This window comes from Kitasatospora sp. P5_F3, assembly GCF_054049135.1.
In genome coordinates this window covers 80,100-96,610 of record NZ_JBFUMY010000006.1, presented here as the reverse complement: position 1 = coordinate 96,610, position 16,511 = coordinate 80,100, and the positions used below count along the sequence as shown (strand labels likewise).

At 70.3% G+C, this 16,511-nt stretch carries 14 protein-coding genes, 1 tRNA gene and 1 pseudogene; 9 read left to right on the top strand and 7 right to left on the bottom strand.

The window, feature by feature from the left end; translation table 11 throughout:
- Positions 1-50: 50 nt before the first annotated feature.
- The 3 genes from ACXJMZ_RS04895 to ACXJMZ_RS04885 form a co-directional block, all read right to left on the bottom strand.
- A complete protein-coding gene (locus tag ACXJMZ_RS04895) occupies positions 51-365 on the bottom strand; it encodes an FmdB family zinc ribbon protein (RefSeq protein ID WP_457028742.1) in 315 nt (104 codons plus the stop codon).
- 80 nt (positions 366-445) lie between these two features.
- Positions 446-1,744 (bottom strand): MFS transporter, encoded by a 1,299-nt coding sequence (locus ACXJMZ_RS04890; protein WP_457028741.1) that lies wholly within the window; start codon positions 1,742-1,744, stop codon positions 446-448.
- Between the two features lie 297 nt (positions 1,745-2,041).
- Positions 2,042-3,526 (bottom strand): potassium/proton antiporter, encoded by a 1,485-nt coding sequence (locus ACXJMZ_RS04885; RefSeq protein ID WP_457028740.1) that lies wholly within the window; start codon positions 3,524-3,526, stop codon positions 2,042-2,044.
- Positions 3,527-3,800: 274 nt separating this feature from the next.
- Here ACXJMZ_RS04885 and ACXJMZ_RS04880 point away from each other — a divergent pair, with 274 nt between their 5' ends.
- Positions 3,801-6,539, top strand: coding sequence for a penicillin acylase family protein (locus tag ACXJMZ_RS04880; RefSeq protein WP_457028739.1), 2,739 nt, complete (start codon positions 3,801-3,803; stop codon positions 6,537-6,539).
- Between the two features lies 1 nt (position 6,540).
- Here the strand turns inward: ACXJMZ_RS04880 and ACXJMZ_RS04875 are convergent, their stop codons facing one another.
- Positions 6,541-7,119 carry a 5-formyltetrahydrofolate cyclo-ligase gene (locus ACXJMZ_RS04875; protein WP_457028738.1) on the bottom strand — a complete coding sequence of 193 codons (579 nt, stop codon included), beginning with the start codon at positions 7,117-7,119 and terminating at the stop codon, positions 6,541-6,543.
- 100 nt (positions 7,120-7,219) lie between these two features.
- Between ACXJMZ_RS04875 and ACXJMZ_RS04870 the strand changes: the two genes are divergently transcribed.
- From ACXJMZ_RS04870 to ACXJMZ_RS04835, 8 genes are all read left to right on the top strand, one after another.
- Entirely contained in the window at positions 7,220-8,110 is an 891-nt protein-coding gene (locus ACXJMZ_RS04870) for a GGDEF domain-containing protein (protein ID WP_457028737.1), read from the top strand.
- A gap of 72 nt (positions 8,111-8,182) precedes the next feature.
- Positions 8,183-9,103, top strand: a complete 921-nt coding sequence (galU, locus tag ACXJMZ_RS04865; RefSeq protein WP_457028736.1) for a UTP--glucose-1-phosphate uridylyltransferase GalU — start codon at positions 8,183-8,185, stop codon at positions 9,101-9,103.
- Between the two features lie 20 nt (positions 9,104-9,123).
- Positions 9,124-10,431, top strand: a complete 1,308-nt coding sequence (gene glp, locus ACXJMZ_RS04860; protein ID WP_457028735.1) for a molybdotransferase-like divisome protein Glp — start codon at positions 9,124-9,126, stop codon at positions 10,429-10,431.
- Between the two features lie 107 nt (positions 10,432-10,538).
- Positions 10,539-10,985 (top strand): cyclic pyranopterin monophosphate synthase MoaC, encoded by a 447-nt coding sequence (gene moaC, locus ACXJMZ_RS04855; protein ID WP_457028746.1) that lies wholly within the window; start codon positions 10,539-10,541, stop codon positions 10,983-10,985.
- Complete coding sequence (locus ACXJMZ_RS04850) at positions 10,982-11,503, top strand: MogA/MoaB family molybdenum cofactor biosynthesis protein (RefSeq protein WP_457028734.1); 522 nt, start codon at positions 10,982-10,984, stop codon at positions 11,501-11,503. The genes moaC and ACXJMZ_RS04850 overlap by 4 nt, the downstream gene beginning before the upstream one ends.
- A 23-nt stretch (positions 11,504-11,526) precedes the next feature.
- The gene (locus tag ACXJMZ_RS04845) at positions 11,527-12,126 is read left to right on the top strand and encodes a GNAT family N-acetyltransferase (RefSeq protein ID WP_457028745.1); all 600 of its coding nucleotides are present in this window, start codon (positions 11,527-11,529) and stop codon (positions 12,124-12,126) included.
- Between the two features lie 150 nt (positions 12,127-12,276).
- Positions 12,277-13,305 carry a divisome protein SepX/GlpR gene (gene sepX / locus ACXJMZ_RS04840; RefSeq protein ID WP_457028733.1) on the top strand — a complete coding sequence of 343 codons (1,029 nt, stop codon included), beginning with the start codon at positions 12,277-12,279 and terminating at the stop codon, positions 13,303-13,305.
- A 56-nt stretch (positions 13,306-13,361) separates the two neighbouring features.
- A tRNA-Ala gene (locus ACXJMZ_RS04835) sits at positions 13,362-13,438 on the top strand.
- A 775-nt stretch (positions 13,439-14,213) separates the two neighbouring features.
- Here ACXJMZ_RS04835 and ACXJMZ_RS04830 read toward each other — a convergent pair.
- From ACXJMZ_RS04830 to ACXJMZ_RS04820, 3 genes and pseudogenes are all read right to left on the bottom strand, one after another.
- Positions 14,214-15,350: pseudogene (locus ACXJMZ_RS04830) on the bottom strand (recombinase family protein); the annotation flags it as partial.
- 30 nt (positions 15,351-15,380) lie between these two features.
- Entirely contained in the window at positions 15,381-16,001 is a 621-nt protein-coding gene (locus tag ACXJMZ_RS04825) for an ImmA/IrrE family metallo-endopeptidase (protein ID WP_457028732.1), read from the bottom strand.
- Between the two features lie 71 nt (positions 16,002-16,072).
- Positions 16,073-16,504: a helix-turn-helix domain-containing protein gene (locus ACXJMZ_RS04820; RefSeq protein WP_457028731.1), complete on the bottom strand. Its 432-nt coding sequence runs from the start codon at positions 16,502-16,504 to the stop codon at positions 16,073-16,075.
- Between the last annotated feature and the right edge of the window lie 7 nt (positions 16,505-16,511).

Below are 16,511 nucleotides of genomic sequence, written 5' to 3'. Positions count from 1 at the left end.
GCCCGGTCCCGCACCGAAGTGCGGGGCCGGGCCGTCCGGAGAGACGCAGGTCAGCTGGTCGAAGCCGAGCTCGATGCCGAGGACGACGAGGACGTCGACGAGGAGCCGGCCGAGGCCGCCGGAGCGGGCGTCGAGGCGGCCGGGGCCGAGGACGCCGACGTCGAGGAGCTCACCGAGCTGCTCGACGAGGAGCGGCTGTCGGTGCGGTAGAAGCCCGAACCCTTGAAGACCACACCCACGGCGGAGAAGACCTTGCGGAGCCGCCCCTGGCACTCGGGGCACGTGGTCAGCGCGTCATCGGTGAACTTCTGCACCGCCTCCAGGCCGGTCCCGCACTCGGTGCACTGGTACTGGTACGTGGGCACTTGGCTTCCTCCTGCACTTCCCCCTGGCACTCTCGCCTGATGAGTGCTAACGATCCTCAATGATGCGGCATTCCGTGGGATCAGTCCAGCGCCGCAGGTGTGAGAACGGACGCCTGCCCACCGCCGATGGTCCCGCCCCGGGCCACGGTGCGGCTCGGAGCGCTCGGCGCGACCAGCAGCCGACGCAGCGTCAGCAGGGCGACCAGGCCGAGCCCGGAGCCCACCACCGGCACCACGAATCCGCCCGAGGCGCCGTAGCTGTCGATCAGCATCCCGGCCACCGTGGAGCCTGCCGCCAGGCCCAGGCCGATGGCGCCGGTGAGCCAGGTGAAGGCCTCGGTCTTGGCGCCGTCCGCGACCAGGGTCTCGACCAGCGTGTAGCCGGTGATCAGGGTGGGAGCGATGGCGAGGCCGCAGAACAGCCCGGCGATCGCCAGCGAGGTCAGGTTGGGCATCGCCCACAGGGTGGAGCAGCCGAGCACCAGCAGGGCGTAGCAGCCGAGCATCCGCTGCCGGGCCGAGTGCCGCCAGTTGATCAGCCCGTACAGCACACCGGCCAGCATCGAGCCGCCGGCGAAGACGCCGTACACGATGCCGCTCAGGTCCTCCTGGCCGCCAGCCTTGGCGAAGGCGGTGATCGAGACCTGCATGGCTCCGAAGATGGTGCCCACGCCCAGGAAGGAGCCCGCCAGCAGCCGGACGCCCGGGGAGGCGAGGGCCGAGGCGCGCTTGACCCCGGCGGTGCGGGGGTGCCGGGCCGGTGCGGTGGAGCGCTGGACGGCGAAGGCCAGGCCGCCGGCCACGGTGAGGGTGGCTTCGGCGATCAGCCCGGCCGAGGGGCTGATCCCGGTCGCGATCAGGCCGGCCAGTACCGGGCCGATCACGAAGGTGAGCTCGTCGGTGACCGACTCGAAGGCGAAGGCCGTGTTCAGCGTGGCCGGGGAGTCGGAGAGCCGGGAGACCCAGCGGGCCCGGACCATCGCGCCGATCTGCGGGACGCTGGCCCCGGCGGGTGCGGCGGCCAGGAAGAGCGTCCAGACCGGTGCGTGGCCCACGGCCAGCGCGATCAGCGCGCCGACCGAGAGGGCGTGCACCAGGACGCTCGGCAGCAGTACGGCGGACTGCCCGTACCGGTCGGCCAGCCGGCCGGTCTGCGGGCCGATCAGGGCCTGGGCGACCGCGGCGACCGCCGCGACCAGCCCGGCGGTGCCGTAGGAGCCGTGAGTGTCCAGCACCAGCAGCACGATGCCCAGACTGAGCATGGCGTACGGGAGCCGGGCCGCGAATGCGGGTGCCAGGAACGTCCAGGCACCGGGGGTGCGGAGCAGCGCTCCGTACCCGACGCGGGTGGGGTTGTCGACCGTTCGGCGGGCCGTCACGGTTGGTTTCCTTCTGCTGCCTGGTAGCGCGGAAGGGGTTGGGAGACCCCGACGGCGCCGAGAGTCGTCCTCTCGCGCGTCGACCGGGGTGATACCGGGTCCGGCTGGCCGTCGTGGAAGCGGGGGCCAGGGGGCAGGAACTGCTGCGGACCGCGGCCGCCGAGCGGTCGCGCCAACTCTGCTTCAGGCAGATGTTGCGGATGTGTCAGTTGATACCAAAGCTTTATCCGTCATCTTACGGGTTGGGCGGCGACTCGCCCAGCGAACCGAAGGTGAACGTCGCGCAAAACACATGAACTATCGCCCGCGCAGCCAACCCGCCAGCTTTCCGCCCTGGTCGACCGCGCGCAGTCGGCGCTCGGCGACCTCACTGACCTCGTCGGTGGTGACCACCAGCAGTTCGTCGAGCGGCCGGAGCACGGTGGTGCGGTCGGGGACGAAGCTGCTGCCGTCGCGGACCACCAGGGTGACGGCGGCTCCGGCGGGCAGCCGGAGTTCGCTGATCTCCACCCCGGCCATCCGGGAGTCGGCCGAGAGCGAGACCGAGAGCAGCTGGCCGTGCAGGCGCTCCAGCGGGGCGGACTCGATCCCGAGGTCCTGGCCGAGCGCGCCCTCCGAGATCCGCAGCCACTTGGCGACCAGCGGCAGGGTGGGGCCCTGGAGCAGCGTGAAGACCACCACCAGGATGAAGACGATGTTGAACACCTCGCGGGCCAGCGGGGCCTGCGCGACCAGCGGGATGGTGGCCAGCACGATGGGCACCGCGCCGCGCAGTCCGGCCCAGCTGAGCAGCGCCTGCTCGCGCCAGGGCAGCCGGAACGGCGTCATGGTGAGCAGTACCGAGGCGGGCCGGGCCAGGAAGACCAGCACGGTGCCCAGCACCAGCGCGGGGACGATCGCACTGCCCATGCTGGCGGGTGTGCAGAGCAGGCCGAGCACCACGAACATGCCGATCTGCCCGATCCAGGCCAGCCCGTCCGCGAAGCCGCGCACCGCAGGGCCGTGCGGGAGCTTGGAGTTCCCGAGCACCAGTGAGGCGACGTAGACCGCGAGGAAGCCGGAGCCGTGCAGCAGCGCGCCGCCCGCGTACGCGCCGACCGCCAGCGACATCACGGCGATCGGGTAGAGGCCGGAGGAGGGCAGCGCCATGTGCCGGACGGCGTACGCGCCGAGCTTGCCGACCGCCAGGCCGACCGCGGCACCGATCGCCAGCTCGGCGATGATCGTGCCGACCAGCACGTACCAGGAGTCCAGCGGGCCGCTGGTGGCGAAGGCCAGCACCAGGATCACCACGGGGGCGTCGTTGAAGCCGGACTCGGCCTCCAGCAGTCCGTTCAGCCGGGACGGCAGCGGGACGGTGCGCAGCACCGAGAAGACCGCGGCGGCGTCGGTGGAGGAGACGATCGCGCCGAGCAGCAGCGAGGTGCGCCAGTCGAAGTCGGCCAGGTAGTGCGCGCCGGCCGCGGTGACCGCGACGCTGACCGCGACGCCCGCGGTGGCCAGCACGGTGGCGGCCGGCATCACGGGTTTGATGGACCGCCAGCTGGTCTTCAGGCCGCCCTCGGCGAGGATCACGACCAGCGCCGTGTAGCCGAGGACCTGGGTCAGCTCGGCGTTGTTGAACTCGATGCCCAGGCCGTTCTGGCCGAGCGCCACTCCGATGCCGAGGTAGATCAGCAGGCTGGGGAGGCCGGAGCGGGTCGAGATACGCACCGCGACCACCGCGATCAGCAGGACCACGGCGGCTTCGAGCAGAAAGCGGTTCAGGTCGTCGACAGTCACGCAGTGGCACCTCGGCGCAGTGAGGGGGCGGGCTGATGGGGCGTCTGAAGGCAGCGTCCAGCAGGGGACCTGACGGTCCGTCGGCTGGAAGTCGTTACCGAGTCTAACATTTTACCTGTTCTTTTACATCCGGCCGACCAGCTCCCGTCCAGCTTGGCCCGGTAGGGTCCACCTGATCCGGCCTGGACGCCCCCGGGTGCGGCTCCCTCGGTCGGTGCGCCCTAATGTGGTGGTCTGTCACGGCCGCCCGTCTCCCAGCCAAGGACTCAACCAGATGCCCCGCTCGAAGAGGTTCCGGCGCGCTCGTCTGTTCGTGCTCGTGCTGGTCGTGCTGTTGGTCGCGGGTACGGCGGGCGCCGGGTTCTTCGCGGTGCAGACCGTCCGGTCGTCCTTCCCGGTGGTCGAGGGCAGCGTCAAGGTGCCCGGGATGACCGCGCCGGTGGACGTGAAGCGGGACGGCAACGGGATCCCGCAGCTCTACGCCGACAGCTCCGAGGACCTGTTCCGGGCCCAGGGCTACGTACAGGCCCAGGACCGGTTCTGGGAGATGGACGTCCGACGGCACATCACCGCCGGGCGGCTGTCCGAGATGTTCGGCTCCGGCCAGGTCGAGACCGACTCCTTCCTGCGCACCATGGGCTGGCGCCGGGTGGCCCAGCAGGAGTACGACCAGCTGCTCGCCCCGGAGACCAAGAAGTACCTGCAGGCGTACAGCGAGGGCGTGAACGCCTGGCTGGGCGAGCACCCCGGCGGCAGCTCGGCCTCGCTCGAGTACTCGCTGCTCGGTGCGGTGAACGGCGACTACAAGCCCGAGGCCTGGGACCCGGTGGACTCGGTGTCCTGGCTCAAGGCGATGGCCTGGAACCTCTCCGGCAACATGCAGGAGGAGATCGACCGCTCGCTGCTGGCCCAGGACTTCAGCCCGGAGAAGATCGACCAGCTCTACCCGGCCTACCCGTACGACCGCAACGGCACCATCGTGAAGACCGGCAAGGTCGGCGCCGACGGCAGCTACCAGCCGGCCGACGGGAGCGCCGCACCGGCGCCCGCGACGGCCACCACCCAGGGCCGGGCCGGATCCGAGGCGCTGCTCAAGGACGTCGCCGACCGGATGGCCGCGCTGCCGCAGCTGCTGGGGCGGCCCGGCCAGGGCATCGGCTCCAACTCCTGGGTGGTCGGCGGCCAGTTCACCACCACCGGCAAGCCGTTGATGGCCAACGACCCGCACCTCGGCCCGGCCATCCCCTCGGTCTGGTACCAGATGGGCCTGCACTGCCGCAGCGTCGGTCCGGCCTGCCGGTTCGACGCCGCGGGCTACACCTTCGCCGGGATGCCGGGCGTGGTGATCGGCCACAACCAGAACATCTCCTGGGGCTTCACCAACCTGGGCGCCGACGTGACCGACCTCTACCTGCAGAAGGTCACCAGCCCGGAGACCTACCTGGTGGACGGCAAGCAGAAGACCTTCGAGACCCGCAAGGAGATCATCAAGGTGGCCGGCGGTGAGGACCGCACCATTGTGGTGCGCAGTACCGACCGGGGCCCGCTGATCTCCGACAAGAGCACCGAGCAGCAGAACGTCGGCAAGCACGCCCCCGCCGACAACGCCCCCGACCGAGCTGCCGGTTACGGCGTCGCCCTGCAGTGGACGGCGCTGGTCCCGGGGAAGACCATGGACGCGGTCTTCAAGCTGGACCTGGCGGGCGACTGGGGCGCGTTCCGCGACGCCGCGGCCGACTTCGCCGTCCCCGCGCAGAACCTGATCTACGCCGACACCAAGAACAACATCGGCTACCAGGCGCCCGGCCTGATCCCGCAGCGCACCAAGGGCGACGGCCGCTACCCCGCGCCGGGCTGGGACTCCTCGTACGGCTGGAAGACCGACTCCGCCGGGAAGGTCGATCCGATCCCCTTCAGGTCGCTGCCGTGGAGCTTCAACCCGACGGCCGGCTACATCGTCACCGCCAACCAGGCCGTGGTGGACCAGAAGTACAGCTACCTGCTGACCAAGGACTGGGAGTACGGCACCCGGGCCAAGGAGATCACCGATCAGATCGCCGACCGGCTGAAGAACGACGGCAAGATCTCCCCGGACGACATGCGGCTGATGCAGCTGGACAACACCAGCGTGATGGCCAAGACCCTGGTGCCGCTGCTGCTCAAGGTCCGGATCGACGACCCCTACGTGCGCGAGGCCCAGGACCTGCTGAAGGACTGGAACTTCCACCAGGACGCCGACTCGGCCGCCGCCGCCTACTACAACGCGGTCTGGCGCCAGCTGCTCACGCTCTCCTTCGGCCAGAAGTTCCCGGCCGGGCTGCGGGCCGAGGGCGACTGCCTGCTGGTCCGTCAGAAGCGCGACTCCACACTGCCGGACGACGACCTCAACCCGGCACCGCCGGTCACCGTCTGCGGCACCCGTGACCCGGGCCAGGCCCAGCCGGACGGCGGGGACCGCTGGACCGAGGTGGTGCGCACCCTGCTCGACCAGCCGGACAGCCCGTGGTGGGAGTACAAGGACGTCAACCACCAGTCCCAGAAGGGCCTCGGCAAGCTGCTCGCCGAGTCGCTCAAGAACGCCAGGCAGGAGCTGACCGCCAAGCTCACCAAGGACATCTCCACCTGGAGCTGGGGCCGGCTGCACACCCTGACGCTCACCGAGCAGACCCTCGGCAAGGACGACTCCTCGGCCGCCTCCGGGCTGGTGCACAAGCTGCTGAACCGGGGCCCCTACCAGCTCTCCGGCGGCACCGCGGCGGTCAACGCGGCGGGCTGGAACGCGGCGGCGGGCTACCAGGTGGACTGGGTGCCCTCGATGCGGATGGTGGTCGACCTGAGCAACTTCGACGCCTCGCACTGGATCAACGTCGGTGGCGCCTCCGGGCACGCCTTCCACGACAACTACAACGACCAGACCGAGCTCTGGATCAAGGGTGAACTGCTGCCCTGGGCCTGGTCTCCCGAGCAGGTCGAGCAGGCCACCAAGCACAAGCTGGTGCTCACCAGCGGCTGACTCAATGGTCGAGCCGGTGCACGCCGGACGGGGTGACCACGGCGTGCACCGGCAGGTCGTGCGGCTCGGCCGGGACGGTGTCCAGCAGCTCGGTGTCGTACAGCAGGGTGGCCAACACCGGGTCGGTCTGACGGCGGGTCAGCCGGGCCAGCACCCGGTCGTAGGAGCCGCCGCCGCGGCCCAGCCGGATGCCCCGGCGGTCCACCGCCAGGCCGGGCAGCAGGACCAGCGCGGCCGCGCAGACCGCGTCCGGGCCGAGCCGGGGGCCGGTCGGTTCCAGCAGGCCGCGACCGGCCGGGGCGAGTGACTCCGGGCCCTGGTACTCGGCCCAGTCCAGGTCGTTGTCGGGCAGCAGGACGGGCAGCAGCACCCGGACCCCGTCCGCCCGCAGCGCGTCCAGCAGCGGCCGGGTGCCGGGCTCACCGCCGACCGAGACGTACGCCGCGACGGTCTGGCCCGCCCGCGCGAGCGACCCGGCGTGCACGGCCAGCCGTGCGGCGGCGTGCTCCCGCCGTTCGGGGGAGAGTTCACGCCGTTCCGCGAGCAGGCGTGACCTCAGACCGGCTTTGTCGTTGTGCACTGGATACTCCTTGGTCCCGCTCCGGCCGGGTGGCCCGCCCGCACTCCTCGGCGAGCGGCGGCTTCCCGGTGCACAGAGCCTGACATGCGGAAGGCACCGGATGTCCACCCCGTTCCTGGTCCAGGCGCTGGCCGTGCTCAGCGCCCCGGCGCTGGGCGCCGTCGCCCTGACGGGCCTTCGGCTGCGCCGACGGGCCGCCGACGCCGAGGCCCGGGAGGCCGTGCTCCGGCTCCAGGTCGACGAGCTGACCGCCGAGCGGGACGTGCTCCAGCGCACCGCGTCCTGCGACCCGCTCACCGGGGTGTGGAACTACCGGCACCTCCAGCTCACCCTGGACCGCGAGGTGGAGCGCGCCCGCCGGGTCGACCCGGGCGCCGTGCCACGGCCGTTGGCCCTGCTGATGGTGGAGATCGCGGGCTTCGAGGCGGTGGTCGCCGAGCACGGCCGGGCCCGGGGCAACGCGATACTGCGCGACCTCGCGCAGCGGCTGAGCGTGGAGATCCGCCGCTCGGACACCCTGGGCCGGTACGGCGGCGAGGAGTTCCTGGTGGTGCTGCCGGACACCGGCCTGGACGGCGCGGTGCAGGTGGCCGAGCGGCTCTGCTGGACGGTACGCAGGCACCAGTTGCTCGACTGGTCCCCGGCCGGTGCGGAGCCGGGCCGGGTGTCGGGGCGGAACGGTCTGACCGCGGCGGTCGGGATCGCGGTGCTCCCGGAGGACGGGGCGCACGCCGCGCTGCTGCTGCGCGCCGCCGACCGCGCGCTCGGGGTGGCGCGTGCCGGGGGCGGTGACTGCTGGCGCGGGGCGGCCGAACTGACCGGGCTCGACGGCGCGGCGGAGGCGGCCGAGCCGGTCGGGCTGGACGGCGTGGCGGAGGCGGCCGGAATCACCGGTAATCTGTCGCCCGGTACGGAGAAGGCCTCCCTCACCTCCGCCGGCACCGCCCACTCGACGGCCGCTGTGGCTGCTGGACACGACACGGGCCCCTGACCAGCCGTTGGTTCATCGCTGGTTAACCCTGCTCTCAGCCCGGTGGAACCCCGCCTTAGTAAGGTCTGACGCATGACGACGACGAACACCCGCCTCCCTGTCACCAAGGCCGTGGTGCCTGCCGCCGGGTTGGGGACCCGGTTCCTCCCCGCGACCAAGGCCACCCCGAAGGAGATGCTGCCGGTCGTCGACAAGCCCGCGATCCAGTACGTCGTCGAGGAGGCTGCCGCAGCCGGCCTCTCCGACATACTGATGGTCACGGGCCGCAACAAGCGCGCCCTCGAGGACCACTTCGACCGGGCCTACGAGCTCGAGGAGCTGCTCGCTCGTAAGGGTGACAAGGACAAGCTCCGCCGGGTCCAGGAGTCGGTGCAGCTGGCCAACATGCACTACGTCCGCCAGGGCGACCCGAAGGGCCTCGGCCACGCGGTCTCGGTCGCCGAGCAGCACGTGGCGGGCCAGCCGTTCGCGGTCCTGCTCGGTGACGACCTGATCGACCCGCGCGACCCGCTGCTGTCCCGGATGATCGAGGTCCAGCAGGAGCTCGGCGGCTCGGTGGTGGCGCTGATGGAGGTCGAGCCGGAGCAGATCCACCTGTACGGCTGCGCCGCGGTCAAGCCCAACGGCTTCGGCGAGGACGTCTTCCGGATCACCGATCTGGTGGAGAAGCCCGACACGGCCGACGCCCCGTCGAACTACGCGGTGATCGGCCGCTACGTCCTCGACCCGGCCGTCTTCGACGTGCTGCGCGAGACCCCGCCCGGCCGGGGCGGCGAGATCCAGCTGACCGACGCGCTGCGCGAGCTGTCGACCCGCGACGAGACCAGCGGCGGCCCGGTGCACGGTGTGCTCTTCAAGGGCCGCCGGTACGACACCGGCGACCGCGCGGACTACCTTCGCGCTATCGTCCGTCTGGCGTGCGAACGTGATGACCTCGGCCCGGAGTTCCGGTCCTGGCTCAAGGAGTTCGTCGCCACGGAGATGCAGGGCTGACCAGAAGGCGAGTGTGAGCGATGACCGGGACGACTTCGGATTCCTGCTGCGAAGAGACCCCGGCGCCGCCGCGCATGTGGAGCGTGGACGAGCATCTGGCGGACGTACTGTCAGATGTCGTCCCGCTCCCGGCGATCGAGCTCCAGCTGCTCGACGCCCAGGGCTGCCGGCTGGCCGAGGACGTCTCCTCGGAGGTCGACCTGCCGCCCTTCGACAACAGCTCGATGGACGGCTACGCGGTCCGCACCGCCGACACCGCAGGGGCCACCGAGCAGTACCCCTCGGTGCTCACCGTGGTCGGCGAGATCGCGGCCGGTGCGGGTGAGCTCCCCAAGGTGGGCCCCGGCCAGACCGCCCGGATCATGACCGGCGCGCCGGTGCCGCCCGGCGCGGAGGCGGTCGCCCCGGTCGAGTGGACCGACGGCGGCAGCGGCACCGGGCAGGCCGCCGACGCGATGACCGCCGCGCCCGTGGACCGTTCGGACGAGGTCCGGGTGTTCCGCCCGGTCAGCGAGGGCGCGCACATCCGCCGCCGGGGCAGCGACCTGTCGGCGGGGGAGCGGGTGCTGGAGGCGGGCGCCCTGCTCGGCCCCACCCAGCTCGGCCTACTGGCCGCGATCGGCCGCGGCACCGTCCGGGTCCGCCCCCGCCCGCGCGTGGTGGTGCTCTCCACCGGCAGCGAACTCGTCCAGCCCGGTGACCCGGTGGGCCCCGGCCAGATCTCCGACTCCAACAGCTTCACGCTGACCGCCGCCGCCCAGGACGCCGGGGCGATCGCGTACCGGGTCGGCGGCGTTCCTGACGACGCGTCCGTTCTCCGGGCCGTCCTGGAGGACCAGCTCGGCCGGGCCGACCTGATCGTCACCAGCGGCGGGGTCAGCGTCGGCGCGTACGACGTGGTCAAGGAGGTCTTCGCCGAGTACGGCGAGATGGACTTCCGACGGCTGCGGATGCAGCCCGGCAAGCCGCAGGGCTTCGGCCGGATCCAGGGCACCCCGCTGCTCGCCCTGCCGGGCAACCCGGTCAGCTCGTACATCTCGTTCGAACTGTTCGTCCGTCCGGTGATCCGCACCATGATGGGCGCGCCCGACATCCACCGGCCGGTGGTCCGCGCGGTCTGTACCGCCGACCTGCGCTCCCCGGCCGGGCGGCGGCAGTTCCTGCGCGGCTGGTACTCGCCCGAGGACGGCGAGGTGGCGCCGGTCGGCGGCGAGGGCTCGCACCTGGTCGGCGCGCTGGCCCGGGCCAACTGCCTGATCGCGGTGCCCGAGGAGGAGACCTCGGTGGCGGCCGGACGCACCGTTGATGTGGTCCTTCTCACGGGCTGACCGGGGCGGGGTTGTACGGTAGCGCGGTACTTGACCCGTGCCACCGTGGAGTCCCCTTGTCCGAAACACCGCGCCTCACCCACGTCGACGAGACCGGCGCCGCCCGGATGGTCGACGTCTCCGAGAAGGCCACCACCGTCCGGACGGCCGTCGCCGCCGGACGGGTCAGGGTGGCCGCCCGGGTGATCGAGCTGCTGCGCGGCGAGGGCGTCCCCAAGGGCGACGCCCTCGCGGTGGCCCGGATCGCCGGGATCATGGGTGCCAAGAAGACCCCGGATCTGATCCCGCTCTGCCACCCGATCGCGATCTCCGGCGTCACCGTCGAGCTCACGGTGACCGACGACGCCGTCGAGATCACCGCCACCGTGCGGACCGCCGACCGGACCGGCGTCGAGATGGAGGCCCTGACCGCCGTCGCGGTGGCCGGGCTGACCGTGATCGACATGGTCAAGGCGGTCGACAAGGGCGCCACCATCGAGCACGTCCGGGTGCTCAGCAAGACCGGCGGCAAGAGCGGCGACTGGACGGCCTCCGGCTCGGCGGTGTCGGAGTGAGGGCGCTCGCCGTCACCGTCTCCAACCGGGCCTCGGCCGGGGTGTACGAGGACAAGGGCGGCCCGCTGGTCGCCGAGGGCCTGCGGGCGATGGGCTTCACCGTGGACGGGCCGCAGGTGGTCCCGGACGGCGAGCCGGTGGAGGCCGCACTGCGGGCCGCCGTGGCCGCCGGGTACGACGCGGTGGTGACCACCGGCGGTACCGGCATCTCGCCGATGGACCTCACCCCGGAGATGACCGCCCGGGTGATCGACCGTCAGATCCCCGGCATCGCCGAGGCGATCCGGGCGTACGGCCGGGAGAAGGTGCCCACCTCGGCCCTGTCCAGGGGCCTGGCCGGCCTGGCCGGACGTACCCTGATCGTCAACCTGCCGGGCTCCACCGGAGGCGTGAAGGACGGTCTGGCCGTGCTGACGCCGCTGCTCCCGCACGCCGTGGACCAGCTCGGCGGCGGCGACCACCCCCGTCCTGCTGCCGCCGGCGCCGGCGCCGGCTCCGATGAGGGGAGCGCGTCCTGAACGCCTCCTGGCAGGTCGAACTCCTGGAGGGGGACGTCGCGCTGCGTCCGATCCGGGTCCGCGACCAGCGGTCCTGGCAGGAGGTCAGCCAGCGCAACCGGGACTGGCTGCGCCGCTGGGAGGCCACCGTCCCGCCCGCCGGTCCCGGCCGGGCCGGGGTGCCCCGGCCGACCTTCCGGCAGATGGCCCGTTACCTGCGGCACGAGGCGGCGGCGGGCCGGATGGTGCCCTTCGTGGTGCTGCACCGGGGCCGACTGGTCGGGCAGCTGACGGTCGGTGGGATGACCTGGGGCTCGATGTGCTCGGCCAACATCGGCTACTGGGTGGACGAGTCGGTGGCCGGTCGCGGCATCATGCCGACCGCCGTCGCACTGGCCGTCGACCACTGCTTCGGCACCCTCGGCCTGCACCGGATCGAGGTCTGCATTCGGCCGGAGAACTGGCCGAGCCGCCGGGTGGCCGAAAAGCTCGGCTTCCGCGAGGAGGGAATGCGGCCACGTTATCTGCACATCGACGGCGACTGGCGGGACCACCTGGTGTACGCGCTGACCGCCGAGGAGGTGCCGGAGGGCATGCTGGCCCGCTGGCGGTCGATCAGGAGCCAGGACCGGCGCGATAATTGAATAAGTGTTCGAAATACATATCGATATGGCATCGTCGGCCGGCCGAGTGGTCACAAATACCGGCAAAATAGTCGGAGAATCAGCTTGATCACACGACACGCCGCGCCAAATTGCTGCCGGGCCTTCCCCCGCGCCCGTACCGTGTGAAACATGCGCAGTAGCGGCCTTATCTACGCGGTCATCGTAGGGGCCTGGGCTGCCTATCTGGTGCCGATGTGGCTCCGCAGGCAGGACGAGCTCAACGAGGCGCGTCCGACGGAACGCTTCAGTACCGCGATCCGCCTGCTGGCCGGACGGTCGGCCATGGAGCGGCGGGCGACCCGGGTACTTGGCGACGACGAGACCAGTCCTGAATCGGACTCCGCCCCGGTGGCGGACGCCGATCCCCGAGCCGTGGCTCCGGCGGCCCCGGCCGCTTCGGCCTCTGAGCCGGTTGCTCCGGCTTCCGTGGCGGCTGCTGCGGCCGCGGCCGCGCGTGGCTCGGTCGAGCGCCGGGCCCGGCTGCTGGCCCGGCGGCGCCGGATGGTCACCACACTCTTCCTCGCCTTCGCCGCCGGTGCGGTGGTCGCGGCCGTGTTCGGCGTCGCCTTCCTCTGGGTGCCCGCTGTGCCGGGCCTGCTGCTCACCCTCTACATCGGCCACCTGCGCCGGCTGGAGCGGCAGCGGTACGAGGTCAAGATCGACCGCACCCGGGCCGCCCGGGACGCCGAGCGGCTGCGCGACCGCGAACGCACCCGGGCCGCCGCACCTCGCCCGGCCGACCGACCCCGGCAGGCCGAGCGGCCCCGCCCGACGGAGCGTCAGCAGTCCGCCCGGCCGCCCGCCGCCGCCCCGTCCTCGGCTCCGGCACCCGCCCCCGCCGACGGGCGGCCGCACCTGCGGCTGGCCACCACCGACTCCGCCCTGGTCGAGGCGACCGACCACGAGGAGTGGGTCGACGGCATGCGCGAACGCGCCGCCGCCGGCCCCGACTCCTGGGAGCCCGTCCCGGTCCCCCTCCCCACCTACGTCACCGCCCCGGTGGCCCCCCGCTCCACCCGCGGCCTCGACCCCCGGTCCACCTGGGACGCCGGCCGCACCACCGAGGCACGCAACACCCCGCTCTTCGACCAGTACGCCGAACCCACCCCCGGCACCGACGCGGACTACCCCTCCCGACCCCGCGCCGCCAACGAGTAGCCAGGTGAGGGCTGGTCACGAGCTCCCGCGAAGAGGTGCTAGAGTTTCTTCTCGTTGGGGCTGTGGCGCAGTCCGGTAGCGCACCTCGTTCGCATCGAGGGGGTCAGGGGTTCGAATCCCCTCAGCTCCACCAATGTATTGATGTTCGAACCCCGGTTCCCGGTCAGGGAGCCGGGGTTCTTCATGTCCAAGGGCAAAGCGCCCCAAGGGCGTTCAGGCTGGAGCCAAGGACGTAGGTCGTCCCAGGCGGCCGCTAGCGGTTCGTCAGGTCGGCTCAGCGGCCGCATGTAGCCCGTGACGCCCATCACGTCGCGCAAGCGCTCCCAGAGGGTGTCCTCGGCCTGCTGAGCCTCCTCGCTGTCGTGGGCAAGCTCCAGTGTCAGCAGCTCAGCCAGAGACCCCGAGTGCAGCCGGGCGTAGGTCGGAGTGAAGCTGCTGCCCTTGACCTCGTCGCCCACGATCCACAACCTGTGGAACACGTCTTGGTTGAGCATGCGCCGGATGTTCTGCGGCGCGCTGATGTACAGCCGGTGCGGGTCGGCACAGAGGGCCAGCGCTTCGTCTAGGTCGCGCTCGACGGTCTCCAGCTCCACCGAGGCATCAGAGATGACCTTCTTGGCTGCCATCAACTCGCGCAGGATGCGAGCCTGCTCGGTCTTGAGCAGGTCGAGCGGGATGGCGTCGGCGTAGTGGGCTTGCAGCAGCTTGGTCTGCTCGCGCTCCAGCTTCTCGATACGGCGCTCCTGCTGGGCGATCTCCTCACCGCTGTGCTCCCAGCGGCTGCCCAGCATCGACAGCACTCCTTGACGCACCTCGGCCCGCTGGAAGGCGGTGAGCTGGACACGGTGCCAGTAGTCGGCCACGGCCTGCTCAATCTTCGAGATGGCCACGGCCTTCTGGGTGCAGTCGCTCTTCTTCGACCGACCCGTGCAGTAGAAGTAGGGGTAGACGGTGCCGTGCCGGTTCTTGGCGTTGGTGATGCCCAGCCGACCGCCACACTGGCCGCAGTAGACAGTGCCCTTGAGGTAGTGCGGGTGCTTCTGGGGCTTCTCGTTGGACTCCGAGCGGCTGCGCATGATCGCGCCGACCATCTCGAACGTGGCCTCATCCACCAAGGCTGGGTGCCGTCCCTCGTACTCCACGCCCTCGAACGTGACCTTGCCGAGGTAGTAGCGGTTGGTCAGCAGCTTGTGGAGCGCCTGGTACGAGACGGGGCGCTCCGGCATCTTGGCGGTGGCCGGATACCGCAGGCCGCGCCGAGCGAGCTCCATTTCCAGGCTGGCAAGCGTCCAGTCGCCGGTGGCGTAGGCGGTAAAGGCCCACTTCATCAGCGGAGCGCGCTCAGGGTCGAGCGCGATGGTGCGGATTTCTCGCCCATCGATGCGCTCCCGCACGTGCAGATAGCCGATAGGTGCCTTGGTGGCAGTGCCACCAATCTTGGCTTTCTGGCGCATGCCCTTCTTGGCTTCGGTCGCCAGGTTGGCCGAGTAGAATTCGGCGATGGTGGCCATGATGCCGTGCAGTAGCTTGCCCGACGGGGTATCGTCGATGTTCTCGGTTGAGGACACCAGCTGAGCCCCAGCCTGGCGAATAGCGATGTTAATGGCTACGTCGTCTTCGCGGGAACGAGCCAGGCGGTCAACCTTGTGCACGATGGCGTAGCTAATCAGGCCATGCGCCCAACCCAGAATCTTTAGCATGTCCTTGAGTTCGGGCCGATCTGCCGACTTGGCCGACTGGCCACGATCAACAAACTCCAGCACGATCATCGCATCGAGGTTCTCGGCCGTCCGTTGGTTGGCCTCCCGCTGGGCGGGAATCGAGAATCCTTCGGCGTCATAGTCTTTGTCGGCCTGGCCGGTGGTGGAGACCCGCAGGTAGCTGACGGCCAGCTTTATGCCAGGATGGGCCGCTGCGATAGCCGTCAGGTAGGCGAGCAGATCGTCTCGGTCGGTAAATTTCTTGACTGGCACCGTCGGGTGCCCTTTCTGTGTTGGGGGTTTTCGTTTGTCGGTTGGTTCTAATGGGCCCGTTAAAGTGCTCATCGGTTCTCTCCTCTCTCGTATCAGGGCTGGCTAACGCAGGCTCAGGGTTTGGTGGGCGCATCGCCCATCTGCCGGGTGGGCTGCCGTACTCGCCGAGCGTGCTCGGAAGTAGCGCTTAGCCTCCTGGTGGGTCTTCACCGGCCGGTTGGTGCGGGCGAACAGGCCCAGGACACCGAGCCGGATGGTCATAGCTGCCGGTGACACCTTGAACAGCCTGGCCAGCACCTCAACCTCACGTAGCCCCTGCTGCCAGTAGCGGCGTACCCAGGCGGCCGGCATGAGTAGGCAGGCGGCGAAGTGGTCGCAGATGGCCTCAACCTGCTTGGCGGCCTGTCCCTTGGTGGTCTCGTCGCTGGCCTGTGTCTGTGGGTAGAGCACATCGACATAGGGGTGGTCGATAATGTGCTTGAGCTCGTGGGCCAGGGTGAAGCGGCGGCGCGTGGTGCTGTCGTCGCGGCGGATAGCCACCACCCAGCGGCTCTTTTCCCAGTAGGTCAGACCCGACACAGGCAGCGGTGAGGCTATCCGCACATCAACGCGCGGCAGCTCGGCGATGCGGCCCACGTCCACGCTCGGCTCCTTGATTTCGAACAATTCTAGCAAGCGCTCGGCTTGCGCCTCGGCTATGGCTCTGGCTTCGTTATCGGTCACTGCCGTATCGGTCGGCAGTAGGTTTCGTAAGTGTTGTAAGGTACTTGGTTTGGACAAATTCCCTCCTTTAGTTAACTGTCGTTGTCTGGTTTGCCGGCTGACCCTTTACGCTTCTCGCTCCGTTCGTGGGTGCGCTCCGTGATGTTATGTTTCGCGGCTAGCTGGTTAAAGTAGCGCGTCAGTTCACGGGCAGCGCTGTCACTCATGGCAAATTTGGCGCGCAGGTAGGCGGTGTAGCCTGGCAATTCGTGCGGGACGGTGTAGCCGCTCAGGGCGTACAAATCCTCTGGTTCGAGCTCTAGGGCTTCCGCCAAATGCCGCACAGTGCTGGGGGTCGGCTCGTGGTACTGGTCGTTCTCTAGGCGCGACACGTACGCAGGGCTGACGCCTGCCCGGGTAGCCAGCTGGCGCACGGTTAGGCCCAGCTGCTCCCGGTGTTCCCGCACGTATTGGCCAAGGCTGACGGCCTCGAACTTGTCGGCAGGATTGGGGTTTTCATGCATGGGATTT